Below are 26012 nucleotides of genomic sequence, written 5' to 3'. Positions count from 1 at the left end.
CTTTTGGTGATCGACTGCACTGAGATTGTTCCGTAGGGTAAGGTTGTATCTCATATACCGCTCTTGTTGCTTTGTGGATGGCGATGGAACATATATTCCAGATCTGGCTCTTTTGTGGACAGGATTCCCGCTTGTAATCTCTGGTTGCTTAACATATGCCAAAGCGACGAGCAAACGGGGAGGGAAATATCCGCAAACGAAAGGACGGACGCTGGGAGGGTCGGTACACAGTCGGTCACGATCCAGAAACAGGAAAGGCCATCATTAAAAACGTCCTTGGAAAGACGCAAGCGGAAGTCAAGGAAAAGCTGAAGAAAGCCATCGAGGAAAATGTGGGCATCGACTACGGACGGGCCAAGACCTACACCGTGGGTAACTGGTTAGAAGTGTGGTATGAGAACTATGCCAAAATCAAAATGCGCCCATCCACCTACCTGACCTATCATGGCTACATCGAAAACCACATCAAGCCGCAGCTCGGCAAGATCCCGTTGAATGATCTGACGACGCTGCATCTGCAACAGTTCTACAAGAAATTGTTGGCAGAAGGGCGGGTAGAGCGAATCGAAGCACAGAAGCAGCCCAAGGGACTGAGCGCCAAAACAGTGCGCAACATCCATCAAATCATTTCCTCTGCCCTGAAGCTGGCAGTCGAGCAGCGGCTGATCGCCCACAATCCGGCAGACGGCTGTGCACTGCCGAAGGCGGAGCGCAAATCAGATTTGATCTTATCATCAATTCCGCTGATAGAATCTATATTTGTAGCTTTAGAAATCCAGCCTTTTGATTTCAGATATTCATAGATTTTCTTTTTAGTGACTTTGCCTTTTTGCTTGGAAACAGGGTGTATGAACATATCTTTAATCAACTGCTTTTTATGCTCTGTAGAAAGCGGTTGACCATCAATTTTTAATGGATTTAATTCGTTGAGCAACATATACTCGCTATATAGTAAAGAATCCTTAGGCAGAACAGGGTCACCTGTGTAAGTACAGCGACCGATTAAATTGACGAGAAATGCTTCAGCTGAATGATCAAGATCAATCAGTTGATTAAAGTTCCACGGATAAATTTTTTCTTTGCTATCAGTGTTAGAACGAACAGCCCAGTGATGTGCTGCTTTATCATTTAGTGGACCGACATAATACGGAACACGGAATTCAAATGTTTTTCTAATCTTCTCAGCGGGAGTGTAACCATCGCATTGCTGTTGTGCTAGAAATGGTAAATATAAAGAAGCGTTTTTCAATATTGCATCTAGTTCGCGCAGTTGAAGCTGATAGGGGATAACTCCATTTTCAGAGCTTCGCAAACGCGGCAGAAAAGAACCATCAACGATTTTTTGATATATAGTTGCAATGACAGGGGATTTGGATTCCGCCATTTCAGGCAAAGACTTTTTTAGGAATTTGCAAAAAGCCTCCTGTGAGCAAGTGTAATCGCCGCTTTTATGATGATATTGGCTATAGACAGCATAATTATCAATCTTGTCCTCTTTGTCACAAAAAATAGAGTTATATCGTTCAATGCAGTGCGCCTTAATATAATCTTTAAGTACTCTTAAGTCAATGTTATTTTGCTTATATACAGCAATTTTGGCATCGCAAAGGTATCTGTGCGTACCGATAATTTCCGCAAAGCGTGCGGCATCGTATACATCTTTGGCAGCAGTAACTACGGATATATGATCATCTAATACCTCACAAAGTTCATTGTAATTTGCATCAAGATCATTTTGCAGCGTAATTTTCTTGGCATCTTTAAATCGGTCATCACCGAACAGATTGGAGAGTGCAACAGACCTTCCTGACAGCAATTCAGAAATGTAAAAGGGAGAAATTCCGGCTTCATTTTTGCTGGGCTTCTTTAGACCTTCGGTAAGTAAAGCTGCCTTTTCCGTAACTCGCATATTAGGAGTTTTCAAAATGTTTAGATAATTATCCGTATTGTGCGGAACAAAATCCAATCCGTATGCATCTGATAAAAGAGTACAAAAATCATCGAACTTATCCCTTAAAGATGAGTCATTGTCCGATGTTTCCGATATTTCGTAGAGGAAATGTCCCCGTGATTTCATCAAATGATGTAGTGCAAGATAGACAAGACGGACATCATGCGAATCTGTGGAATGTGCTAATTCACTGCGAAGATGATATGTGGTTGGATACTGGGCGTGATAATCGCAGTCATTAAAATTGGAATCGGAGAATAGAGAATATTTAGAATTTATACTTTTATCTTCCTGCCATAAATCACTCTCATGCATACGGGCTAAAAATTGAGGATCCTTTTCATTTAATGCAGGAGCAAAGAGCATTTCTAAAATATCAAGACGTTGTTTTCTGCGCTGCAAGCGACGCCTTGCAGCACGATGAGTACGGCGCTCTGCAGCAGTTGATGCATCGGGGAACAGACGAACACCCCACATGGCTTTTCCTTTAGTTTTTAGAACATGATACATTGTATCCGTGACGGCCCAGCCGACAGAACTGCTGCCGGCATCTATTCCGAGATAATAAGGAATCTGCGTTTTTTCTTTCATTTTCTTTATCTCTCTGATTGACAAATTGATGATTGGGGTGGATAATAATAGTGTACCAATGATTTACTACCATTAGGTATTACACTACAAGTTCAAATAAGCTTTTAGCGCAAGCGCCGTGTATGCGGCTCCACAGTGTGTGGAACAAGAGATCTCTTAGGAGATCTCTTTGTATTTTGTCCAATTATTTTGCGACAATTTAACTTTTATTGGTTTAATATTACCACAATGGGCATCAAATAGCAATGTTTTACAATGTGTATAAACTACAAAATATAAAAGACTGACTGATACCACATAAGTATATCAGTCAGTCTTTTTGTTTTCTTCATCAAAACGGCGGCGGAATATGCGAATGATGCGCAGTATGTCCTTCTGCTCGTCCAAAGTCATGGAGGACAACTGTGCGTCGATTTTCCGTTTGATCTCATTGGTTTCCGGTTGTTTCTGCGGGACTTCCTCGACCGAGCCGATCAGTTCATAAAACGATATGTCCAACGCAGTGGCGATACGGTTCAGCGTTTCAATCGTCGGATTGCGCAGACCGCGTTCGATTTGTCCCAAGTGTGCAGCGTTCAGATCGGCTTTGAAAGATAATTCTTCCAAGCTGATGCCCTGTGCGTTGCGGAAAGTCCGGATTCGTTTGCCGATTGCAGCCGAAATATCAGTCATTGGCAACACCTCTCATACCATCATAGAGGTAGTTGTTCCAATCGGCAAATTGATATATACACTTGTAAATAGTGATTGTTATATCATTTACAAATGAGGCTGGAAATGATATACTGTGCATAAGAAAGCAAAGGGGAGGGGATCGCGTGAAGTGTCCAAAGTGCGGTTCGGAAAATACGCAGTATGTGGCTGTTCATCATTCTGGCAGCAGCGGATCGTTTACAGATGCCTGCTGCGGTATGATGATTTTCGGGCCGATCGGCATATTGTGCGGCCTGTGCGGAGCAAGTCCGGGATTTACCGATGATTACTGGGTGTGCCATTCCTGCGGTAAAAAGTTTCAAGCGGGGACTGCGAAAGCAGCGGAAAAGGCTCGGCAGGAGAAAATTCAACAAGAACTTAATGCAAAAGCCAGGCGAAAAGCATTGCTGTCGGCAGCGAATCCAGTAATACTCCAGAATATCGACAACGAAGTGATAGAAGCTGAAAACCGCTATAAGGCTTTGAAAGCTCGCCTGAAAGCGGATAAGCAGGCATTTTTGCAAGAGTACCCGGCGTGTAAGGTACAGAATACATTCCGGATGATTGGGAGAGGAATCATCATTGCATTGATGGGCTTTATAGCATTTCTGGCTATTGATATGGACGAACTGATTACGATAATTATCTGGTTTCTTGCTGCAATGGTGATTGGAGTAATGTGCATGATGCCGCCGTATTACATAAAGCTATCACCAGCCTTAACCGAGTTAAACGAAGCAGTCGAAAATGCAAAGAAATATAAAGAGTATTTAGATAGACTGAAAAAGGCTCGTGATGAAGAAAACGGTGTATGAATGGCTGATGGCAGTCGGCCATCGAGCAGGCTGTCATCAACGCGCAGATAGGAGCTTTTACTGGAAAGGCATGAAGTTTCCGCTGTGTGCTCGATGCACAGGCGTTCTGGTGGGATATATTCTTGCTGTGCCAGCGTATACGGTTTGTAGAAAGAACGTGAGCGTGTATGCCGTTTGCTGTATCCCACTGGTGATAGACGGTTTAACTCAGCTATGGGAGTGGCGGGTGTCTACCAATCGAAGAAGATTTGCAACAGGCGCTTTAGCGGGATATGGTATCTGCTCCATGGCGATAACGTTGCTGTTATTCGTAAAAAATTTAATGCTAAGGAGTTGGTAAAAGATGTTCTGTCCAAATTGCGGTACGGAAATTAAGGAGAAGAAAACATTTTGTCCGAAATGCGGCTCTCCGCTGGGCGTAGAGGCAGTTCAAGAGGACACAAAGACGGTGGAAGCTGCTGCAAGCACAGAAAACGTTCATGAGAATGTAATACCACCACAGGGAGCGCCAGTACCATCGAAAAAGGGCGGTAAAAAGAAGTTTATCATCGGCGGTATTGTGGCGGTTGTACTGATTTTGATTGCAGTGATGATTGGTACGTCTGGTGGTAATACAGGCTCGACCAGCACGGACACTTATATCGAAACCGTACAAAATGGCTATCTCGGCGAATTTACCGATATGACGGTGCAGAAATTGCTCAGCAGCTACTATGAAGATCTGCTGGGATGCACAGCCGAGTGGGACGGCGGAGAGAACGATGATGGTCAGCAGATTGTTGAAGTAAAATATACAGATGAAACTGTGGGCGACACAACGATTCAGTTCAAAATGCTGGACGAGCAGGTGTTCAAAATTTCTGCTTTTCATGATCCCAATACAGAGATTGAAAAGGCAAGCGACCTTGCGGCAGAGTTAAACAGTCTATACTTTATGGCTTACACCACAAAGCATGAAACAGAACTCGACAGCGCAGAGAAGATGAAAGTCTTTATTGATCAGCTGGATCAGATCTCTGGTTCTGCAGTGTTGTATGGTGCGGCAGCAAACTATACGGGTGATCGCGCACAGCTTTGTACACTGTTTGGTGAGGACGCATTGGAAACCTCGGTTCCGTGGGTACTGGATGCGTATGGCTATCTGGATATGAACGACTATGCACAGCAGGACACTGCTGATACGACAGCAGTAGAACCGGCATCGACTGCGGATGCTTCGTCGGCTGATTACATTTTTCCGAGTGATCGGCAGTACATCACCGAGGACAATATGGCAGGCTGGAATCAAAAGACGGCGCTGCTGGCCCGCAATGAGATTTATGCTCGACATGGTTATGTGTTCAAGACGCAGGAAATCCAGAATTACTTTGCGGCTAAATCGTGGTATACGCCAAATTCGTCCTATGATGGAAGCGATTTGAGTGATGTAGAAAAGGCGAATGTCGATACTATTTCTGCATATGAGCAGAAGATGGGCTGGACCGAGCAGGATGTTTCGCCGACAAAGTTGGCGCAGGGTGCGGTCAGCAGCTATGTGGAGAGCCAAGGCGATTACTGTACCGGTTTCGACTATGTTAGACCATATGCAGAGAACGAATATTTGGTCTGTGCAAAGATTGGTGAGTATGAATGGGAGGCCGAATATATTGTAGAGGTCAACGGCTCTGACGCATGGGTAATCGGCCGTCTGGACGGCGGTGTGTTTAGACCGGTATAAAAGCCAAAAGCCCGAGCGGGAAACCGCTCGGGCTGACAGCAACGTGACAGCAATCACGATAAAAACAACCGAAACTGTATGTGCTATATGTACTCAAAAAACGGGATGATGAACTGAATAAGACGGAATAACACAGAAAAAGATGCAAAAAATCAAAACTTTGCTTTTCAAATCTCTCTGTCTCCGCCATGAAAGCTGCACTTTTTGTTATGAGAAGTGCAGCTTTTCTGCATTTATAAATGGAAAACGATAACTTTTAGAACGACTTAACTTTCCTTGACAGCAATCGTGACAGAATTTGTTGTAAAACACCAAAAACATAGCATGGCTTTTATGAAAAAGATGAAACTTCAAAAACTTCGTAAAAAACAGTTGACAGCTGCGTGTTTATCGCGCTACAATAACATCGTAAGATAACGAGGACGTACTCGTAAAATAACGAGGACGTACACGTTAACCAATAAAGCACTGTTATGCCGATGAAAGTGAGGTGTCGTTCGGCATGGGAGTTACCATGAAGGAAATCGCCGAGCGTGCCGGCGTTCATCCGTCAACGGTCGATAAGGTCGTACATCACCGTGTAGGTGTCAGCGATGAGGTCCGCGCAAGAGTGCAGGCCATTATTAACGAGTTGGGCTATACGCCCAATCCGAGCGGCCGTGTGCTGCAGCGTCAAGGCAAAGTGTACCGCATTTCTGCCATTCTGGTGCAGGTGGATGCACTGCCGTACCTGAAAAAAGGTATCGAACGCGGTGTAAAAGAGCAGACTGGTTTCGATATTGAAGTCAGCTATGCAGTTACCGGGTTCCAGGAAGCCAAGAGGCAGAGCGAGTATATCGACAAGGCCATCAACGAGCAGTCCGACGGCATCATCCTCAGTCCGATCAACGCAGATTGTGTGCGTCGAGCGATTAACCGGGCGGCTGATGCAGGTATTCCTGTTATCACCACCGATTCGGATATCGCCGGTTCGCGCCGTACCTGCTGTGTCAGCATTGACAGCGCAAGAGCCAGCCGCATTGCCGGTCGGCTGATGGGGCAGTTTCTGAACGGAAACGGCAAGATTGCCATCATTTCGAGTGCGATTGAGACAGAAAACAACAACTACTATGTGCAGATGCGTGAACAGGGATTTGCGGATTTTCTGAAAGTGGAGTATCCGCAGATTGAGATCGTATCGCGCGTGGAGAGCTTCGAAAATCCGCAGATCACCTATGAAAAAACGGTGCAGCTGTTAGCAGAACAGCCGAATCTGCGCGGAATTTACATTACCTGCGGCGGCGTAGCACAGGTCGGCAGGGCGCTGATCGAAACCGGTCGTGCGAACGATGTTCGTGTGCTTTGCTACGAGGATTATCCCGAAATCGTAGAGCTGATGCGACAGGGCGTTGTAGATTGGACACTCGGCGGTGAAAAAGACGAGCAGGGCGCGCTTCCGGTCAAGCTGATCATGGATCAGCTCGTATTCGGTAGAAAACCCGTGATCGACCGTATTTTTACCGACATCCGTATTCTGGTTAAGGAATGTTTTTCATAAAAATATTTGCGAATCCCGCAGATATTTTTTTGTAGAGATTTACGAGTACGTACTCGTAAATCGAAAAATCGGCTGATACAGCGATAAAAACATAAAATCCCGTCAAAAGATATTTGCTAAATAACAGCAGATATTTTTTATAGAGAATTACGAGTACGTCCTCGTAAAGAAAAAATTGCATAAATGAGAAGAAATTACATACTTGAGGAGGAAATATCATGGAAGAACTGAAAATCGGTCTGGTAGGCACGGGCGCAATCGGCCGCACGCACATTGAGCGTATCAACAACACCCTGCAGGGTGCAAAGGTAGTCGGCTGCGCGGACGCAAATGTTGATTTCTGCAAGTCGGTTGCCGAGAAGTACGCCATCAAGGCTTGGGAGAGCGGCGAGGAGATGATCGCTTCGGACGAAATCGACGCCGTTGTTGTTACCACGCTCGATCCGTTTCACGAGCAGTACGTCATGGCGGCAATCAAGGCCGGCAAGTATGTATTCTGCGAAAAGCCGCTGGCACCCGAGGCGGATGCCTGCAAGCGCATCGTAGAGGCTGAGATGGCCGCCGGCAAGCAGCTGGTTCAGGTCGGCTTCATGCGCCGCTATGACCCGGGCTACAATCAGCTCAAGAAAGCTATCGATTCCGGCAAGTACGGCCTGCCGCTCATGCTGCACTGCGTACACCGCAACTATGACGCACCGGGTTTTACCACTTCTATGCCGGTTGAGAACTCCATGATCCACGAAATCGACGTTCTGCGCTGGCTGCTCGGTGAAAACTACAAGACTGCCGAGGTCGTATTCCCCAAGACCACCCGCAACGCGGAAGGCGAGCTGCGCGACCCGCAGATCATGTATCTGACCACCGAATCCGGCGTGCGCATTGATGTAGAATCCTTCGTAAACTGCCGCTACGGCTATGACGTCCGCTGCGAGGTCGTCTGCGAGGAAGGCTGTCTGAATCTGCCGGAACCGGCAAACGCAATGATCCGTACCAATGATTCCCGCGTAACGCCCATCTGCCACGACTGGTCCGAGCGCTTCCCGGAAGCGTACAATATCGAATTCCAGTCTTGGATCAACGCCTGCAAGGAAGGCCGCGTAGACGGTCCGTCCGCGTGGGACGGCTATACCGCACAGGTAACTGCAAAGGCCGCTTCCAAGGCGCGTGACACCCAGTCCGTTGTTGAAATCAAGTATGACGCAATGCCGGACTTCTATAAGAAATAACTTATCTTCTCTTTTTATTTTCTACTTCTCTTTCGCGTGCCGCGGTGCATCGGATACCCGCGGCACGAGCGAAGAACACTCTGAAAGGATATGCAAAATGAGATTCTGCTTAAATACCGACTGTCTCGGCTACATGCCGTTTGAAGAAATGCTTGATACCGTTGCGAAGCTTGGCTACGAGTCCATCGAAATCGCCTGCGGCAACTGGTCCAAAGCGCCGCATATTGACCTTGATGCCATGCTTGAGAGCGAGCAAGCCCGCAAAAGCTTTATGGACGCTATCGCAAAGCGCGGACTGGTACTTGAGGTGCTCAACTGCTCGGGCAACCAGCTTGCACCGAACGAGGAGGGCAAGCTGCATCAGGAGGTAGTCGAAAAGACCTTTAAGCTGGCAGGTCTGCTCGGCGTCAAAAAAATCGTTATGATGAGCGGCTGCCCGGGCGGTTCGGCGGAGGATCACACCCCGAACTGGATCGTAACGAGCTGGCCGCCGATCACCACCAAGATTCTCAACTGGCAGTGGGAAGAGGTACTAATCCCCTACTGGAAAAAGACGGTCGAGTTGGCAAAGGCCAACGGCATTGAGAAGATCGCACTGGAGAACCACGGCTGCCAGATGGTCTACAATCCGGAAACGCTCATTCGTCTGCGTGACGCAGTCGGCCCGATGGTCGGCATGAACCTCGATCCGAGCCATCTGATGTGGATGGGCGGCGATCCGGTCGCCGCAGTACACAAGCTGGGCGCGGACCGCATTTACCATGTACACGCCAAGGACGTCCGCATCGAACGCAACTATATCGGTCCGGACGGCGTACTCGACACCAAGACCATCGACCAGTTTGCAAAGCGCACATGGAACTATGTTGCACTCGGTCACGGCCATGATGTCAGCTGGTGGAAGGAATTCCTGTCCTGCCTGAGCATGGAGGGCTATGACGGCCCGATCAGCCAGGAGATGGAGGATCTGACCATGCCGGCACTGACCGGACTGAAAAAGTCCACCACCGTACTCAAGGAAGCAATGCCCTGCGATCTGTAAAAAATAACGCTTCGGCGCTATTGAATAAAAATAAAAAAGAGAGACCCCTGAAGAGAAAAACGAGAGGAAAGAAAGGATAATTATCATGAAAAAGAGACTGTTAGCGATGACTCTGGCAAGCGCACTGTGTGCAGGTATGCTGGCGGGCTGCGGCGGCGGCACCTCTGCGAGCGGCAACGGCGGTTCTTCCGCAGACAGCGGCAGCAGCGACGCTTACAACATCTCGGTTATCGTAAAGCTGACCGACGGCCACTTCAACAAGGTTATGGCAGGTGCAAAGGCATACGCCGATGAGCACGACAACGTAAACGTAGATATCCAGTCTCCGACATCGGCAACGTCCTACGATGAGCAGGTCAACATGATCGAGACCTCGCTCGGCAACCCGAGCATTGACGCGCTGGTACTGGCTCCGCTGCAGTCGAATTCTGCTTCCACGCTGGTTGCGAACACCGATAAAGTTGTAATCGCACTCGATACCGACTTTACCTCGGACAAGAAGCTCGCGTTTGTCGGCACCGGCAACAAGGACGCTGCCAAGAGCGGCGGCACGGCAGCCGTAGAAGCCGCCAAGGCGAACGGTGTTGACAAGCCGACTGTCCTTATCGTTACCGGCGTACAGGGCGACGAGACGCACGAAGCACGTCTGGCCGGCTACAAGGAAGGCGTTGAGGAAGCCGGCGGCGAGGTCATTGAGGTGCAGTACTGTGACGGTCTGGCTGAGAAGGCTGCAACCGCAATGGAATCCGTTATGCAGATGTATCCGGACGGCATTGATATTGTTCTTTCCTCCAACGATGACATGGCAATGAGCGTTGTTAAGATCATCAAGGACTCCGGCAACGTCAAGTATGCTGACACCATCGTCTGCGGCTTTGACGGCAATACCTCCGCTATCTCCGCCATCAAGGACGGTACGCTCGGCATGGATATCGCCCAGCTCGGCTACGACATGGGCTATAAGGCAGTGGAAGCTGCGGTAAAGGCACTGGAAGGCGAGCAGGTTGACTCCTTCATCGACTCCGGCTCCAAGGTCGTTGACTCCACCAACTGCGATGAGTACATCGACGACATGAAGGCTAAGGGTCTGTGGGAGTAATTCGCAGACCGGCTGCACGCTGTTAAATCTCTTTTTCCTTTGGAAAAACGGTCGGGTCTGACGCTCCAACGTTCCCAATCGTACCGCCTCGGGACGGCGGTATTGCCCAAGGAAGATAATGCTGAAACACACAGCGCACGGAACGAAGGTTCTGTGCGCTGTTTCGGTTCTTTGCTTGCAAAGCGGACATCAACAAAAAGTATCCACAGCCTGTGGATACTTTTGCGGCCGCACATCATATTATAAAAAAGGAATCAGCCGGCCGGCTGATTCCTTTTTGCTCAATATCCCGTTTTAAGCAGTTTTCGTGCAGCCGCAAACGCTCTTTCCTCGCCCTCGTCGCGCAGAATACGCAGCAGGGATTCCAGTGCGGCGGCGGTATCCGGGTGGATGATATAGTGATCGACCGAGTGCGCATAGTAATCATACGGATCGCTGTCGCGGTAGGCAGCACCGCGATAGGTCTTGCTGGCGGCTACGCGGTCGCAGAACATCTCTATTACATATTGAATGGGCATTTTCATGCCGCACATACCGGAGCCGTCGGCGGCGTAGTCGATCCAGTACTCCAGATGATGCTTATTCCGGCCCTTATGATGCAGCCATGCTGCGCTGTAGCCCTTTTCGCGGCGTTCGATCTCGTTCGGGCTGCGGTTGCCCTGATAATATTTTGCACCGGCGGAAAACTCCACCGGACTGAACTTGCTCAAATCGTGCGTCAGTCCCTGCCAGTATAATCCAACGCGCCAGCAGTGCCGGAGAACCAGAAAACGATGGTGCTGCACCGTGCGCAGATGTGAAAGCCATTTCATGGCATGCGCCCTCCTTTTTTCGGACTGATAGTATTCTACCATGCTGTGCGGAAAAAGAAAAGCAAAAAACAAGGTGCAATGTGTGTCACAGGGAACTCGCGCTTTACGTTTTTTGCGCATTGTGATAAACTATAGCAGTTCAGACAGATACTGCAGCGGGTGCATGCATACAGCACACAAATACCATTATCAATTTCATTTGCCATGCGGCAGCATGCCCGCGTAAAATTTCCGCGCTCTCTACGCGCGGCGTACTCTGCTTTTGCTGCACTATTTATATGAATGGAAAAAGAAAATTCCGTGTATATGGGAAAATATATAGAATCGGATGAATTTGTTTACATACTATCAGGAGAAAAAGAGGAAACTATGAAGGCATACAAGCGGTTGATCGCCGGAACGGCGGCTGCGGTCATGCTGGCGCTGACATGCGGCGGCTGCGGTGCGGAAAAGGAGCCGGTGACGATCACAATCTGGAACTACTATAACGGTAGCAGCTCGAAGCATTCAACCGGATGGTGCAGAATTTCAACGATACGGTCGGCAAAGCGCAGGGGATCACGGTGGAAAGCGCCAGTCAGGGCAGTGTAAATGATCTGGAGACTAACGTGCTGAACGCCGCGGAAGGCAAGGTCGGTGCGGAAGAGCTGCCGAATATCTTCTCCGGCTATGCGGATACCGCGTATGCGCTCGATCAGCAGGGCATGGTCGTGGATCTGAACGACTACCTGACCGAAAGCGAAAAAAGCGAGTACATCGAAGGCTATCTCACCGAGGGCGACTTTGACGGTGATGGCAGCATCAAGATTTTCCCGACCGCAAAGGCCACCGAGGTGCTCTATCTGAACGATACCGACTGGCAGGCGTTTTCGCAGGCGACCGGCACGACCTATGACGATCTTGCGACGGTTGAGGGATTGACCGCAGCAGCCGAGAAATACTATAACTGGACGGACGCGCAGACCGAAGCGCCGGATGACGGCCGTGCTCTGTTTGGCAGAGATGCGATGGCAAACTATCTGCTCATCGGTGCAAAGGAGCTTGGCTGCACGATTTTTGACGTGCAGAACGGCAAAATGACGCTTGATTTTGATAAAAATGTTATCCGTAAGCTGTGGGACAACTACTATGTGCCGTTTATCAAGGGCTATTTTGAGGCAAACGGCCATTTCCGCAGCGATGACATCAAAACCGGTACGATCCTGTCCTATGTCGGCTCCAGCTCGAGCGCGACCTTCTTTCCGGACAGCGTAATGACCAGTGATGACGACAGCCATTCGATCGAGCTGAAAGTGCTGCCGAATCCGCATTTTGCGGGTTGTGAACCGGTTTCGGTGCAGCAGGGTGCGGGCATGGTTGTCACCAAGGGCGATGAGGCGGAGATCAAGGCGAGCGTAATCTTCCTCAAGTATTTCACTGCACCGGAGAACAACATTCAGTTCTCGATCAGCTCGGGTTATCTGCCGGTCACCCGGGAAGCGAATAAAGAAGAAATGCTGGCTGACAGCGAGGTTGCTATGACACCCGAGGTCAAGTCCGTTCTGCAGATGGCGGTCAAGACGGTAAACGAGAATAAGCTGTACACCACCCGTGCCTTCGAGGGCAGCAAGAACGCGCGCAAGGTGCTGGAATACGCGATGAGTGATCTTGCTGTGGCAGACCGCGACACGGTGGAGCAGCGCATTGCAGCCGGGCAGAGCGCGGAGCAGGCCGAGGCGGAATTTCTGACAGATGCATATTTTGACAGCTGGTATCGGGATACGCTGGCGCAGCTTCAGGCACACGAAGGATAAGAGAAACAGCTCGAGAGATCAGGTTTGAACAGGCGGTGCGGTATGAAGGCTCGCAGTAAGCCAACAGAAAAACGGGAAAGATCGGTCTTTTCCACTATATTTATATCGGTACTGGTCATTCTGGCGGTCGAGGTCACACTGCTGATCGGCTCCATCGCGGTAAGCCGCGTGCCGCAGCAGCTGGACCGGAATGCGGAGGATATTTTAGCCAAACAGGTTGAGAACCGCAGCAGATATCTGGAGGATTTTCTCGTGCAGGCGCAGAATCTCGGCGATATGCCGAATCGGATCAACGAGAAGACCGAAGCGCTGCTGACCTCCGGTCAAATCTCAAAGGATACGCTGGGACAGAGCAGCGCTTCGAGCGAGCCGCTGCTTGAAGCGATTGCGGATGATTTGGTGACGCAGCTGCGCAGCTCGTCGGTGACGGGCGTATTCGTGGTGCTCAATACATGCGATCTGGATGCCCGCAAGACCAATGGGCGTCTGCCGGGCATTTATCTGCGCGATCTGGACCCGAATGCGGCGGCTTCCGAGCGCAACGAGGATCTGATGCTGTCGTTTGCACCGGCAGGAATCGTGAAGTCCATGCGTATTACGACGGACTCCTGCTGGCAGCCCGCGCTGGACTATGAAGAGCTTGATGATTTTGTGTATCAGCCGTTCATGACCGCCTATCAGGACGGCGGCAAGCTGCTGATGGCGCAGTACGGCCGCTGGACGACCTCGCCGTATGTTCTGCCGGGAGACAAGCGGGAAGCAATCGCATACGCGCAGCCGCTCATCCTGCCGGACGGCACGGTGTACGGCGTTGTCGGCGTGGAGCTGCTGTGCAGCTATCTGGAGGAGCAGCTGCCGCTGACCGAGCTGCAGAATGACGGCACCGGCGCATACCTGCTCGCCGTAATGACTGATGAAAAGCCGGTCGGCAGCATTCCGCTGCAGCCGGTGACGTTTTCTACGCAGGATCGTTCGCTGAAAAGCGCGCAGAGCATTGTCATGCAGGACAGCAGTGCTGCCGGCACCATTGTCGTCAATAAGACAAAATACTTCGCCTGTGCGGAACCGCTGACGCTGTACGACCGCAACGCACCATTTTCGAATGAGCACTGGCTGCTGCTCGGCATTGTGCCCAACAGCACGCTGTATAAAATATCCAACGATATGCAGAGTCTGCTGCTGGTGGCAGTCGTGCTGACGCTGGGTGTTGGTCTGGTATGCAGCTATCTGGTCAGCCGCGGACTGGCGCATCCGATCCGGCAGCTGTCCGACGAGGTAGCCGCTATACAGGATAAGAGAACGGAAATCCCAAAGCTCTCGCGCACCGGCATCCGCGAGATAGACGGCTTTTCCACCGCAATCACCCAGCTCAGTCAGGATATTCTGGATACCTCCACGAAATTCCTGCGTATTATGGACATGGCAAGTATTGAACTCGGCGGCTATGAAATCCGTGAGGACAGCGATAAAGTATTCGTGACCGACAACTTTTTCTCCATGCTCGGCATGCAGGACGCCAACCCGAATGATGTGACGCGGGAGCGGTTTGAGATGCTGATGGAGGAGCTGGTGCTGCAGAATGAGAGCTTCAGTCTGCAGGACGGCGGCTGTGTGTTCACCATTCCGCAAAAGGACGGCAGTGAGCGGTTTGTCATGCTGCGCATCACTGGTGAGGATGAGGTGCAGGTCGGTCTGGTCGAGGATGTGACTGCGACAACACTTGAGCGCCGCCGCATCGAGCATGAGCGCGATTACGATGTTCTGACCGGTCTGTATAACCGCCGTGCCTTTGATGCACGGGCGAAAAAACTGTTCCGTATGCCGGAAAAGCTGGGGCATGCTGCGCTGCTGATGATGGATATGGATAACCTCAAGCAGATCAACGACACGTTCGGCCATGACTGGGGTGACCGATATATCAATCTGGCGGGTCAGTGCTTTTCACAGACGCTGCCACCAAACACGATTTGCGCCCGTATGTCGGGAGATGAATTCATTGTGCTGTTCTATGGTTACGATGAACGAGACGAAATCCGTCAGGTGCTGAACAGGCTTTCCGATGCAATGAAGGAGCGCACGGCGCTTCTGCCGAACGGCGACACCATGCGCATCAGCATTTCCGGCGGTATCGCGTGGTATCCGGAGAACGGCAGGGATCTGGCTACGCTCAAAAAGTATGCGGATTTTGCCATGTATCAGGTGAAGCATGAGTCCAAGGGCGAAATGGGTGAATTTGATATCGGTGCCTATAATCAGGAGGTCTACGCAGCACAGCTGCGCAGGGAATTCCTGCAGATGCTGCGTGAGAGCAGTGCAGGCTACCATTTTCAGCCGATCTTCTCAGCGCATACCGGCAGGGTAGAGGCGTATGAGGCGCTGCTGCGTGTGAAAATGCCGCTCCTGAGTTCGCCGCTGACCGTGATGAAGCTGGCGCGCGAGATGGACAAGCTGTACGAGGTTGAGCGGCTGACCGCCTTCAAGGCGGCATCCACGTTTGTGATGATGCAGAACAGGGGGCGACTGCATAGGAACACCAAGCTGTTTCTCAACTCGATTGCCAGCAGCAGCCTGACGGATGAGGATGTTGCGGAATTCAAGGCGCAGTTTGCCGAGCTGCTGAATAATCTGGTCATCGAGATCACCGAGGAAGAGGAGATCGACCGCGAGGCGCTGGAGCGCAAGCGCAGGGCACTGGGCGATCAGGGCGCGTTCGCGCTGGATGACTGGGGCAGCGGTTACAGCAACAGCAACAGTCTGCTCGAGCTGTCTCCGGACTATATCAAGGTGGATATCAACATCATCTGCGATATCGACACCGATGCGGATAAGCAGCAGCTGGTCAAGGATATTGTGGAATACGCACACGGACGCGGCATGAAGATCGTTGCCGAGGGCATCGAGACCGAAGCCGAGCTGCGCAAGGTTATTGAGTTGGGCGTTGATCTGCTGCAGGGATATTTTCTGGCGAAGCCGGCGGCGTCTCCGAGTGAGATTGCGCCGCAGGCGCTGAGCGTGATTCGGTGGATGAATCGGTGAGCGGGTCGCTTGCAAAGCGGGAGAAGCTGCGGTTTCCATCCGCAATTCTCGATGGTTCAACCGGAACGAAAAATCTTTACAATATGAAAAGTTTCCTCTTGACAAAAGAGCCGATATAGGATAGAATAAACACGTTCGATGTAAAGGCAAAACACTTTACACTTCGGAGGGAGGATCACCATGAAGGCAACACCGCTTGAAATGAGCCTGCTGTTTGACTTCTACGGAGAAACCCTCACCGAGAAGCAGCGCGAGTTGTTTGATCTGTATTACAATGAAGATCTTTCGCTTTCCGAGATCGCCGAGCACGCCGGCATCACCCGTCAGGGTGTGCGCGACAGCATCAAGCGAGCGGAGCACGCCCTTCATGAGATGGAGGACAAGCTCGGTCTGGTGGCCCGATACGGCGACACCGAGCGGTGCGCAGAGGAACTTCAGCACGAGGTTGAGCAGCTGCATGAATTGAACGCCGCACAACTGCACAGTGCCGAGGCGGATGAGATCGTTTCCCGCATGACGGCACTGCTCGAACAGCTCAGGCAGGAGGCTTAACATGGCATTTGAAGGGCTTACCGAAAAAATTTCATCTGCTTTTAAGCACCTGCGCAGCAAGGGAAGGCTGACCGAGTCCGATATCAAGGACGCAATGAAGGAAATCCGCATGGCACTGCTCGAGGCGGACGTCAACTTCAAGGTCGCAAAGGACTTCATCAAGACTGTTACCGAAAAGGCAACGGACGCGGAGATCCTCGAAAGCCTGTCTCCGACCCAGCAGGTCATCAAGATCGTAAATGAGGAGCTGGTTTCGCTCTTGGGCGGCCAGACCACTCGTTTGACCATATCGCCGAACCCGCCCACCATCGTGATGATGGCCGGTCTGCAGGGCGCCGGCAAAACCACCAACTGCGCAAAGCTGGCCGCTCTGCTCCGCAAGCAGCAGCAGCGCCGACCGCTGCTCGTAGCCTGTGACGTTTACCGTCCGGCGGCTATCGAACAGTTAAAGGTAGTTGGCAAGCAGCTTAACATCCCCGTTTTTGACGAAGGTCAGGGCGATCCGGTCGAGATCGCAAAGCACGGCATCGACTTTGCCCGCAAGAACGGCTATGATCTGGTTTTCCTCGATACCGCAGGCCGCCTGCACATCGACGAAAAGCTGATGGACGAGCTGAAGAACATCAAAGCAACGGTTAAGCCCACCGAGATCATCCTCGTGGTGGACGCAATGACCGGTCAGGACGCCGTAACGGTCGCACAGACCTTTGACGAGGCTCTCGGCATCGACGGTGTGCTCATGAGCAAGATGGACGGCGACGCACGCGGCGGTGCAGCGCTTTCGGTCAAGGCCGTTACCGGCAAGCCGATCAAGTTCATCGGCACGGGCGAGAAGCTCGGCGATATCGAGCCGTTCCACCCGGACCGTATGGCAAGCCGCATCCTCGGCATGGGCGATGTGCTGACGCTGATTGAAAAGGCGCAGGAGTCCTTTGATCAGAAGCAGGCAGCCGAAACCGCCAAGAAGATGATGGCCGGCAAGCTGACGCTGACCGATTTTTACGATCAGCTGCAGAAAATGAAAAACATGGGCTCGATGGAGGAAATGCTCGGCATGCTGCCGGGTGTGGACGCAAAAGCCCTCGCCGGTGCAAAGATCGACGAAAAGCAGATGGCGCATACCGAAGCCATCATCCAGTCTATGACCCCGAAGGAGAGAGATAATCCCTCCATCATCAACTACTCCCGCAAGAAGCGCATTGCAAACGGCTGCGGACTGTCGGTCGAGCAGGTCAACAAGCTGCTCAAGCAGTTTGAGGCCATGCAGAAGATGACCAAGCAGCTTACCAGCATGGCACGCAGCAAGGGCAAAAAGCGCCGCGGCTTCCCGGGACTGGGCAACTTCAAGCTGCCGTTTTAATCGCTATTCGTTTGTAAAGTAAATTTACAATAGATAAATTTCTATAACAGGAGGTGAAATTTCAATGGTAAAGATCAGACTGCGTCGCATGGGCGCTAAGAAGACTCCGTTCTACCGCATCGTTGTCGCTGATTCCCGTTACCCGCGTGACGGTCGTTTCATCGAGGAGATCGGCACTTACAATCCGCTGGCAGAGCCGGCTGTTGTCAACGTAAACGCTGACCGCGCTCAGGAGTGGATCAAGAACGGCGCTCAGCCGACCGATACCGTTCGCGGTATTCTGAAGAAGGCCGGTGTGCTGAATTGAGTGAGGTCGTCGAAATGAAAGAGTTACTGACTTATATAGTCGAAAATCTGGTTTCCGATCCGGCTGCGATTGCCATTACTGAGGAGATCGACGGCGATAACATCACCTACTCGCTGCGTGTAGCACCGGGAGATATGGGTCGCGTTATCGGTCGCCACGGCCGCATCGCAAAGGAAATCCGCACACTCATGAAAGCGGCAGGCAATCGCGAGAACAAGCGCGTCACAGTTGATATTCTCGACTGAGCCTGCGCGGATCGCGCCGAAGTGTTAATCACTTCAACTTGAATGAAGAGCCGGTGCCGTCAGGCGCTGGCTTTTTCCGAAAATCGCCGCAGCGCGGCGATTTTTTGTTTTTATCGGGCACCGATTATGCGGGGCACACGAGTTGCGTCAGCAATACGCTCTGTCTGGGAGGCACCCTTTTCGGCACTGACTCAACGGGGGGCACGAACTGCGTAAGCGTATTCGTCCCTAACGGGCGGGTGTTTTTCACTGAGATTCAGCGGGGAGTTGCGCTCTGTGGAGCGCGGGAGTTTGCCGCGCCCGCGGCGGGGCAAAAAGGAAGGACAACCTACGGTTTTCCTTCCTCTTTGAACTCCTGCCTTTCCCTTAGAGGGCACGGCGAAATTTGCAGAGCTGAGACTCGCAAAGGAACGGCAAAGGATTTTTCTTCCGTGTCTTTCTCAACCGTTTCGCAGTGCCAGATACCGGACTGCTACACAGGCGGTCTGCTCCCCGCTGAGTGCGGCATAACAGTGCCGCACAAATTCTTAACGTGTTGTGTTGGAAGGCACCTACGCAGTTAAATGTGGTGAATGTCTAAATTCGCAGGTGCCGTGCGTAGTAACGGGCTAAAGAATTGCGCGACCCGTCCGCAGACGGCGAAATCCCCGACAGATAAACGAATCACCATCAATCAAACATCGCAGGAATAAAAACGCTCACAGGCAGGAGGAAAGAACGAATATGCCGAAGAAATTTTTAGAGGCCGGCAAGATCGTCGGCACGCACGGCGTGCGCGGCGACCTGAAGGTGCAGAGCTGGTGCGACAGCCCTGAGGTGCTGTGTGACTTTGACACGCTCTATCTGGACGAAAAAACGCCTGTGACCGTCGAAAAGGCGCAGGTTCACAAGAATGTTGTGCTTATGCACATCAAGGGCATTGACACGGTCGAGGCTGCCGAGGCGATGCGCAACAAGGTGCTCCACCTCGACCGCGAGGACGTAGAGCTGCCCGAGGATCTCGTGTTCATTCAGGATATTCTGGGCTTCAAGGTGTTCGATCTGCGCGTTGACCGTGTAATCGGCCGCATCCGTGACGTACTGACCAGTAATCCGGCGCACGATATGTACGAAATCGCCGGTGAGGACGGACGTCTAATCTACATTCCGGCCATCAAGCCGTTCCTCAAGGAGATCGACATGGAAGCCGGCGTGATCTATGTTGAGAGCATCGAGGGTCTGATCGAATGAAAATCGACATTATGACGCTGTTTCCGGAGATGATCAACGCGGTTATGCGCGAAAGCATTATCGGACGCGCCCAGGACAAGGGTGTTGTCGAGGTCAAGGCAACCAACATCCGCGATTATGCGCTCGACAAGCACCACAAGGCGGATGACGCGCCCTACGGCGGTGGACGCGGACAGGTCATGCTGGCTGAGCCGCTGTATCTGTGCCATCAGGCGCTGAGTGCCGGCGAGCATGTGCACACGGTGTTCCTCTCTGCACAGGGACAGCCGTTTAATCAGCAGAAAGCGCGTGAGCTGCTCGCAAAGGAGCACTTTATTCTGGTCTGCGGCCATTATGAGGGCATTGACCAGCGGTTTATCGACGAGTGCGTGGACGAGGAGATCTCCATCGGTGACTTTGTGCTGACCGGCGGCGAGATCCCCGCGATGGCTGTCGCGGACGCGGTATGCCGTATGGTGCCGGGCGTTCTGCCGGACGAGGAAGCGTTCACGGCGGAAAGCCACTGGGACGGTCTGCTCGAGCATCCGCAGTACACCCGCCCGGAAAACTGGCGCGGCAGGGAAGTACCGGAGGTGCTGCTCTCTGGCCACCATGCAAACATCGAAGCATGGAGACGCGAAATGAGCCTGCGCCGCACGAAAAAGGATCGGCCTGACCTGTTTGCGCAGTTTCAGCCGCAGGATAAGCGGGATAAAAAGATTCTCGATAAAATTCACAGCGATGAGCGGTAAAAAGAACCCTTCGGGGTTCTTTTTTGTTGCGCAAACGCGAAAAGAGAGCCTGCTTACACAGACTCTCTTTCCGGACAGCTCCAAAAGGAAAATTATGCGTTTGTATCATTGGGCTGCTCGAGTGCGGCCTGTTCGTCCGCAAGAGCAGCTTCGCGCTTTTTCTCCAGACGCGAGCCGATAAAATAGCCGACAGCGGCCACAACGACCGCCCAGACGGTTGTGCTCGGGGATTTCGCCAGAATATCGCCCAGACCGGTACCCTGCATCTTCTCACCGAGAATACCGACCAGTCCGCACAGGATATAGCCGACAGCGGCGCCCAGACAGGTCAGCTGGAACACATGGCGCTTCATGCCGAAGATCTTCACATCGGCAGGATCAATATCTTCTTCTTCCTCTTCGGGTTCCGCATCGAGGATGGCGGGTGCATTTTCGTCCTGCGCAGCGGGCAGGGTATCTTCGGCTGCGGCAGGCAGGGTTTCCTGCTCCTGCACATCGGGAACCGCCTGTTCTTCGTCCAGCGGCTGCTGGTTTTCGCTCATAGCGAGCACTTCCTCTCTTTTCCGGAGAAACGGCGATGGGTCACATCATATTGTTATTGCGCGTGCTCTCGGACGGAATGATGATCGCGGCGATAATATACGCCAGGATACCCGAACCGCCGAGGAAGCATACAAGCGCCCATGCCAGACGGATCAAAGTCGGGTCGAGATCAAAATATTCCGCGATGCCGGCACAGACACCGCACAGCATGCGGTTGGATTCACTGCGATACAATTTCTTGCCATTCATCGTAAAGTCTCCTTTTCTTTTATCATACGTTGTTTTGTGGATTTCGTCAAGTTACAGTTCGGTTGGCGGTGTCTGCGCCGGTCGGCGTGACCTGCGTGAGAACGCTGATCCTGCCGGCGCCGGATACCGTAAACTCTGCTGTGTACGGACGATCCACGCGGTAGCTATTGGTTTCGGGATCATAGCTGTTGTCGTACTGCGCGGTGCCGTTTCCGGCTTCATCGAGCTGCACCAGAACCGCACCGTTCAGGCTGACCGGACCGCCGTTAGTGCGCGCCTGCACATGATACCGGTCTGCAGCTTCCGGCAGCAGCGCGGAAAGTGTGCCGTTGTTGGTGTAAAGCTCGATATCTTCCGCAGACAACTCCTTTGCGGTCAGCGTGCCGTTTTCGGTGGAAAGCGTAAGGTCATCCGCACGGAGCACGTCAGGAATGGACAGGCTGGCGGATTGACGGCAGGAAATCTTGATATCATTCCAGCGCTGCACGGAATTCGGCAGGATAATGCTGACTTCATCGTCATTCGCCCAAAGCTCCGCCGTCCATTTACCGTTGCGGAACGTGCTTTCCGTAACGGTAACGCCATCGGTTAGAGAAAAATCGCCGCCGGACGCAAGCGAAAAGTTACTGCCTTTGAGCGTCAGCTCGATATCGGTGATGTGGTCGAGCGCCTGCATGGGCAGGTTATAGTCCTTCATGGACGCCTTACGGGTGTCGAGGTAATCCTGCACCCAGTCGGTGTCAAAATCGCTGTCATCATCTTCATCGGCGGTGACAATGTGGTCGCTGATGTTCACAAATTTATCGGAAAAATTTTGTGCGGCATCGCTGAACGGATGCAGCGCACCATCGTAGTACACGCTGTAAAACTGTCCGCCGAGCACATGACCGACCGTTGTCAGTCCCAGACCGAGCACCAGCACGGCAGCGCAGGCAATAATGAGCTTTTTCATACATTTCCACCTCCTGTACGGCGGCATCTGTTGCGAATCCAGTTAAACGGCGCACGCAGCACGGCGACAAAGGCGCGGAACACCGGCGGCACAAACAGAATGCTCAGCTTGATGGACAGCAGTCCGAGCAGGATACCGGCGGCAAAGGCAGCCAGTCCGTTGCCGAGTGTGACGAGCGCGTTCGCCGGTGTCGCCCACAGTGTGCAGGACAGCAGGGCAATCACGGCTCCGCCACAAATCAGCGCAAGCGGAATGCCGTACAGAATGAGCAGTACAGCGAAAATCACCGCGAGCACGGTCACAACGATCGCCAGAAGCACGCCAAGCACGGTGGCACCTGCGCCAAACACGAGCGGCAATCCGATCGGGATGGCGAGCAGCACCAGCACAATCAGCAGCAGCGGACTGATACCGCGCCAGCGGCGCTTCTCTTTTATCGGCTGTGCATGCGGTACAGCGGTCAGTTCGCGGTAGTCCGCAAGAATCTGCGCCGCAACCTTTGCCGGCTCGCCGAGTTCCTCAATGGCCTTTGTCTCGTTTTCCGGGCCTGCGTCGTCAAAATATTCTTCGTAATAGCGCAGAGCGTTCGCGCGTTCCTCCTCCGGCAAAACCGAGAGCGCACGCCGCAGCGCTGCCATGTAATCTGCTCTGTTCATTCGTTCACCCCTCCAAAAAAGATCGTGTCGATCCCGCTGCGGTAGTTCTGCCAGTCGATGCGGTGCTGCCGCAGAGCGGCTCTGCCGTGCTCGGTGATCTGGTAGTAGCGGCGGTTGCGGCCCGCATAGGCCTGATCGTAGGTGGTCAGGCAGCCGTCCTTCATCAGCCGCCGAAGTACCGGATACAGCGTAGATTCGGAAATATCCAGTACCTTTTGCACGTCCTGCGTAATACGGTAGCCGTAGGTGCTTTCTCGCTCGACTACGGCAAGCACGATGCCGTCCAGCAGGGAGGACGAGATGGGATAGGACATATGGAATCCTCCTCTCCTGTGTTTCTAATAATATTATATGAGATATAATATAGTCCGTCAACAGGTATATCAAAAATAACTATGAAGGAATTGTAAATTTTGTGGGATCAGTGCAGGAAAAACACTGTTTTCGCATTGTATTCGCCGGAAAGATAGCGTATAATGGTATCTGTATAAGTATGGGCAGAGGAAACGAACGAAAGGGCGAATCTGATAAATGAAACTGGCTGTATTATTCGGCGGTATTTCGAGTGAGCACGACATCTCGTGCCTGTCTGCCGCTTCTATTTTGCGAAACCTGAATAAAGATAAATATGAAATCTATCCGGTCGGCATCACCCGCAGCGGCGAGTGGCTCTACTGCCCGAACTGTGATCCGGACCGTGTAGAGAGCGGTGCGTGGGAGCGCATGACCGGCAAGGTAAAGGTCGTTCTCGCACCCGACCGCGGCATGCACGGCATGGTGCTGCTCCGTGAGGGAGAGATCGAGATTGTCCGTCTGGACTGCGTATTCCCGGTGCTGCACGGCGTCGGCGGCGAGGACGGCACGATGCAGGGTCTGCTCGAGCTGGCCGGCATTCCGTACGTCGGCTGCGGCGTAGCCGCAAGCGCGAACACGATGGACAAGGCCCTGACGAAAAAGGTCGTTGAGGGTACGGGCGTCCGTCAGGCACGCTACTATCTGGCGCTGAGATATGACTTTGAGCGCAATGCCGAGGCAGTAATCGCCGCGGCTGCGGAAACGCTGGGCGCGTTCCCGGTATTCGTCAAACCGTGCTCGCAGGGCTCGTCCGTGGGCGTTGCCAAGGCGAACAATCTGCTCGAACTGGCCGAGGGCCTGACCGAAGCATTTAAGCTGGATACCAAGGTGCTCGTCGAGGAGTTCATCGACGGTCACGAGGTCGAGTGCGCGGTGCTCGGCAACCTCGAACCGCAGGCCTCCACGGTCGGCGAGATCGCTCCGACGCAGGAGTTCTACACCTTTGACGCCAAGTACAAGGACGAAAGCTCGCGTCTGTACATTCCGGCACATATCACCGAGGAGCAGATTGCGACCGTCCGTCGGGACGCTGTCCGCGTTTACACCGCACTCGGCTGCCGCGGCCTGTCGCGCGTAGACTTCTTTGTCACCCACGACAGCGGCGAGGTCGTTTTCAACGAGCTGAATGCGATTCCGGGCTTTACCTCGATCAGCATGTACCCCAAGCTGTTTGATTACGAGGGCATTGGCTATGCCGAACTGCTCGACCGCCTGATCTCTCTGGCACTGGAGGAGCATCATGGATAAGCGTGCGATCGGCGTATTTGACTCCGGCTTGGGCGGTCTGACCGCCGTGCGCCGTCTGCACGCCCTGATGCCGCAGGAAAATATCATCTATTTCGGCGATACCGGCCGTGTGCCGTACGGTACGCGCGGCCGCGATATCATCACCAAGTATGCCCGGCAGGATGTGGCGTTTCTGCGCCAGTATGACCTGAAATCCATCATCATTGCCTGCAACACCGTGTCCGCAATCGCGCTTGACCTGCTTTCCGAGGAGAACGACATCCCAATCATCGGCACGGTCGAGCCTGCCTGCCGCCGCGCCATGACCATGACGCAGACCGGCAGAGTCGGCGTGATCGGCACGGCGGCCACCATCCGTTCGGGTGCATACGAGAAGTATCTGCACAAAAAGGACGGCACGCTCGACCTGTTCACGCAGGCGTGTCCGCTGTTCGTGCCGCTGGTCGAGAACGGCCGCGTGCACCGCGGCGATGTGGTCATCGAAACTGTGGTGAAGGAATATCTCACGCCGCTGAAGGACGCAGGTGTGGATACGCTGATTCTCGGCTGCACGCACTATCCGCTGCTCGAGGAGGTCATCGGCGACTTTATGGGTCCGGATGTGACGCTCATTGACTCGGGCGCCGAGGCGGCAAACCTCGCTTCCACGCAGTTTGACCCGAACGAGGGTACGGGTACAACGCAGTATTTCGTTTCGGACGATCCGCAGGGCTTTGACCAGCTCGCCGAGCTGTTCCTGCAGGAAAAGGTCGATGTCGGTGCGGAGCTTGTGGATATTTCCCGCTATTAAGGAGCATAGAAATATGAAGAAGGACGTTTGGCTGACGATTTCCTCTCAGCAGCAGTTTGCGGGCTGTGACGAGGAGAACATCGACCTGCAAACCGCTGCCACGCTGTACGAGCGCGGCGGAAAATATTACATCGCATACGAGGAAAGTGAACTGACCGGACTCGAAGGCACCAAGACCACCGTCAAGCTGGACGGCAAAACGGTTGCCCTCATCCGCACGGGTACGTTTCCCTCGCACATGCTGTTCGCCGAGGACGAGCGCCATGTCGGTCTGTATCAGACGCCGGTCGGCAGTGAAATGGCTATCGCCACCCACACCTCGCGGGTGCATAACACCATCGGCGAGAACGGCGGACACCTTATCATCGACTACACGGTCGAGGTGGACAACTCTCTCATGGGAGAACACCACTTTGAGATGACGGTATCGACCAAACCGAACATTCAGGTCGTTTAATAAAGTAAAAATAAGAGATTTAGATA

At 52.5% G+C, this 26012-nt stretch carries 26 protein-coding genes and 1 pseudogene; 19 read left to right on the top strand and 8 right to left on the bottom strand.

Annotated features, from left to right (window positions below):
* Window positions 1-155 precede the first annotated feature (155 nt).
* Window positions 156-620, top strand: a pseudogene (locus IEY11_RS15085) (N-terminal phage integrase SAM-like domain-containing protein); the annotation flags it as partial.
* On the opposite strand, the gene cas9 reads toward IEY11_RS15085, so the two are convergent.
* Window positions 620-2542 (bottom strand): type II CRISPR RNA-guided endonuclease Cas9, encoded by a 1923-nt coding sequence (cas9, locus tag IEY11_RS14940; protein WP_243184002.1) that lies wholly within the window; start codon window positions 2540-2542, stop codon window positions 620-622. The pseudogene IEY11_RS15085 and the gene cas9 overlap by 1 nt on opposite strands.
* Before the next feature lie 306 nt (window positions 2543-2848).
* Window positions 2849-3214, bottom strand: a complete 366-nt coding sequence (locus tag IEY11_RS11675; RefSeq protein WP_110435972.1) for a helix-turn-helix domain-containing protein — start codon at window positions 3212-3214, stop codon at window positions 2849-2851.
* Window positions 3215-3360: 146 nt separating this feature from the next.
* On the opposite strand from IEY11_RS11675, the gene IEY11_RS11670 reads away from it, so the two are divergent.
* The 7 genes from IEY11_RS11670 (at window position 3361) to IEY11_RS11640 (ending at window position 10671) form a co-directional block, all read left to right on the top strand.
* Complete coding sequence (locus IEY11_RS11670) at window positions 3361-4050, top strand: hypothetical protein (RefSeq protein ID WP_110435973.1); 690 nt, start codon at window positions 3361-3363, stop codon at window positions 4048-4050.
* Entirely contained in the window at window positions 4031-4390 is a 360-nt protein-coding gene (locus IEY11_RS15255) for a DUF2085 domain-containing protein (RefSeq protein WP_188886613.1), read from the top strand. The genes IEY11_RS11670 and IEY11_RS15255 overlap by 20 nt, the downstream gene beginning before the upstream one ends.
* Before the next feature lie 3 nt (window positions 4391-4393).
* Window positions 4394-5767 (top strand): YARHG domain-containing protein, encoded by a 1374-nt coding sequence (locus IEY11_RS11660; protein WP_118729701.1) that lies wholly within the window; start codon window positions 4394-4396, stop codon window positions 5765-5767.
* A 502-nt stretch (window positions 5768-6269) separates the two neighbouring features.
* Entirely contained in the window at window positions 6270-7304 is a 1035-nt protein-coding gene (locus IEY11_RS11655) for a LacI family DNA-binding transcriptional regulator (RefSeq protein ID WP_118361088.1), read from the top strand.
* 218 nt (window positions 7305-7522) lie between these two features.
* Window positions 7523-8530, top strand: a complete 1008-nt coding sequence (locus IEY11_RS11650; RefSeq protein ID WP_118761740.1) for a Gfo/Idh/MocA family protein — start codon at window positions 7523-7525, stop codon at window positions 8528-8530.
* Window positions 8531-8627: 97 nt separating this feature from the next.
* Window positions 8628-9572, top strand: coding sequence for a sugar phosphate isomerase/epimerase family protein (locus IEY11_RS11645; protein WP_188886612.1), 945 nt, complete (start codon window positions 8628-8630; stop codon window positions 9570-9572).
* An 85-nt stretch (window positions 9573-9657) separates the two neighbouring features.
* Window positions 9658-10671: a sugar ABC transporter substrate-binding protein gene (locus IEY11_RS11640; protein WP_188886611.1), complete on the top strand. Its 1014-nt coding sequence runs from the start codon at window positions 9658-9660 to the stop codon at window positions 10669-10671.
* 281 nt (window positions 10672-10952) lie between these two features.
* Here the strand turns inward: IEY11_RS11640 and IEY11_RS11635 are convergent, their stop codons facing one another.
* Entirely contained in the window at window positions 10953-11483 is a 531-nt protein-coding gene (locus IEY11_RS11635; RefSeq protein ID WP_110435976.1) for a DUF5662 family protein, read from the bottom strand.
* A 515-nt stretch (window positions 11484-11998) separates the two neighbouring features.
* Between IEY11_RS11635 and IEY11_RS11630 the strand changes: the two genes are divergently transcribed.
* The 8 genes from IEY11_RS11630 to trmD all read left to right on the top strand — a co-directional run bounded on the left by IEY11_RS11630 (window position 11999) and on the right by trmD (window position 20737).
* Window positions 11999-13276, top strand: coding sequence for an extracellular solute-binding protein (locus IEY11_RS11630; protein WP_243184001.1), 1278 nt, complete (start codon window positions 11999-12001; stop codon window positions 13274-13276).
* Window positions 13277-13318: 42 nt separating this feature from the next.
* Complete coding sequence (locus IEY11_RS11625; RefSeq protein ID WP_188886610.1) at window positions 13319-16312, top strand: EAL domain-containing protein; 2994 nt, start codon at window positions 13319-13321, stop codon at window positions 16310-16312.
* A 180-nt stretch (window positions 16313-16492) separates the two neighbouring features.
* Window positions 16493-16864: a YlxM family DNA-binding protein gene (gene ylxM, locus IEY11_RS11620; RefSeq protein WP_110435979.1), complete on the top strand. Its 372-nt coding sequence runs from the start codon at window positions 16493-16495 to the stop codon at window positions 16862-16864.
* Between the two features lies 1 nt (window position 16865).
* Window positions 16866-18224, top strand: coding sequence for a signal recognition particle protein (gene ffh, locus IEY11_RS11615; RefSeq protein WP_110435980.1), 1359 nt, complete (start codon window positions 16866-16868; stop codon window positions 18222-18224).
* 64 nt (window positions 18225-18288) lie between these two features.
* Window positions 18289-18531 carry a 30S ribosomal protein S16 gene (gene rpsP / locus IEY11_RS11610; protein WP_110435981.1) on the top strand — a complete coding sequence of 81 codons (243 nt, stop codon included), beginning with the start codon at window positions 18289-18291 and terminating at the stop codon, window positions 18529-18531.
* Window positions 18532-18545: 14 nt separating this feature from the next.
* A complete protein-coding gene (locus tag IEY11_RS11605; protein WP_110435982.1) occupies window positions 18546-18776 on the top strand; it encodes a KH domain-containing protein in 231 nt (76 codons plus the stop codon).
* Window positions 18777-19499: 723 nt separating this feature from the next.
* Entirely contained in the window at window positions 19500-20006 is a 507-nt protein-coding gene (rimM, locus tag IEY11_RS11600) for a ribosome maturation factor RimM (protein ID WP_116705292.1), read from the top strand.
* Entirely contained in the window at window positions 20003-20737 is a 735-nt protein-coding gene (trmD, locus tag IEY11_RS11595; protein ID WP_188886609.1) for a tRNA (guanosine(37)-N1)-methyltransferase TrmD, read from the top strand. The genes rimM and trmD overlap by 4 nt, the downstream gene beginning before the upstream one ends.
* 92 nt (window positions 20738-20829) lie before the next feature.
* On the opposite strand, the gene IEY11_RS11590 is transcribed toward trmD, so the two are convergent.
* Genes IEY11_RS11590 through IEY11_RS11570 form a run of 5 tightly spaced genes read right to left on the bottom strand, consistent with a single transcriptional unit; the run spans window position 20830 to window position 23451 of the window.
* Window positions 20830-21279, bottom strand: coding sequence for a hypothetical protein (locus tag IEY11_RS11590; protein ID WP_188886608.1), 450 nt, complete (start codon window positions 21277-21279; stop codon window positions 20830-20832).
* A gap of 40 nt (window positions 21280-21319) precedes the next feature.
* Window positions 21320-21529, bottom strand: coding sequence for a PspC domain-containing protein (locus IEY11_RS11585; RefSeq protein WP_110435986.1), 210 nt, complete (start codon window positions 21527-21529; stop codon window positions 21320-21322).
* Window positions 21530-21575: 46 nt separating this feature from the next.
* A complete protein-coding gene (locus tag IEY11_RS11580) occupies window positions 21576-22481 on the bottom strand; it encodes a DUF4097 family beta strand repeat-containing protein (RefSeq protein ID WP_188886607.1) in 906 nt (301 codons plus the stop codon).
* A complete protein-coding gene (locus tag IEY11_RS11575) occupies window positions 22478-23137 on the bottom strand; it encodes a DUF1700 domain-containing protein (protein WP_188886606.1) in 660 nt (219 codons plus the stop codon). Before IEY11_RS11575 ends, IEY11_RS11580 begins: the two co-directional genes overlap by 4 nt.
* Window positions 23134-23451, bottom strand: coding sequence for a PadR family transcriptional regulator (locus IEY11_RS11570; RefSeq protein WP_110435989.1), 318 nt, complete (start codon window positions 23449-23451; stop codon window positions 23134-23136). The genes IEY11_RS11575 and IEY11_RS11570 overlap by 4 nt, the downstream gene beginning before the upstream one ends.
* A gap of 217 nt (window positions 23452-23668) precedes the next feature.
* Here IEY11_RS11570 and IEY11_RS11565 point away from each other — a divergent pair, with 217 nt between their 5' ends.
* The 3 genes from IEY11_RS11565 to IEY11_RS11555 are packed head-to-tail and all read left to right on the top strand — an operon-like array spanning window position 23669 to window position 25986.
* Window positions 23669-24739 carry a D-alanine--D-alanine ligase family protein gene (locus tag IEY11_RS11565; RefSeq protein WP_188886605.1) on the top strand — a complete coding sequence of 357 codons (1071 nt, stop codon included), beginning with the start codon at window positions 23669-23671 and terminating at the stop codon, window positions 24737-24739.
* Complete coding sequence (murI, locus tag IEY11_RS11560; protein ID WP_118361064.1) at window positions 24732-25529, top strand: glutamate racemase; 798 nt, start codon at window positions 24732-24734, stop codon at window positions 25527-25529. Before IEY11_RS11565 ends, murI begins: the two co-directional genes overlap by 8 nt.
* A 13-nt stretch (window positions 25530-25542) precedes the next feature.
* The gene (locus IEY11_RS11555) at window positions 25543-25986 is read left to right on the top strand and encodes a DUF1934 domain-containing protein (protein ID WP_118361062.1); all 444 of its coding nucleotides are present in this window, start codon (window positions 25543-25545) and stop codon (window positions 25984-25986) included.
* Window positions 25987-26012 lie beyond the last annotated feature (26 nt).

This window comes from Butyricicoccus faecihominis, assembly GCF_014648015.1.
GTDB classification, from domain to species: Bacteria; Bacillota; Clostridia; order Oscillospirales; family Butyricicoccaceae; genus Agathobaculum; species Agathobaculum butyriciproducens.
Note: the sequence above shows the minus strand (reverse complement) of the source record. Positions and strands in the feature narration are given on the sequence as shown.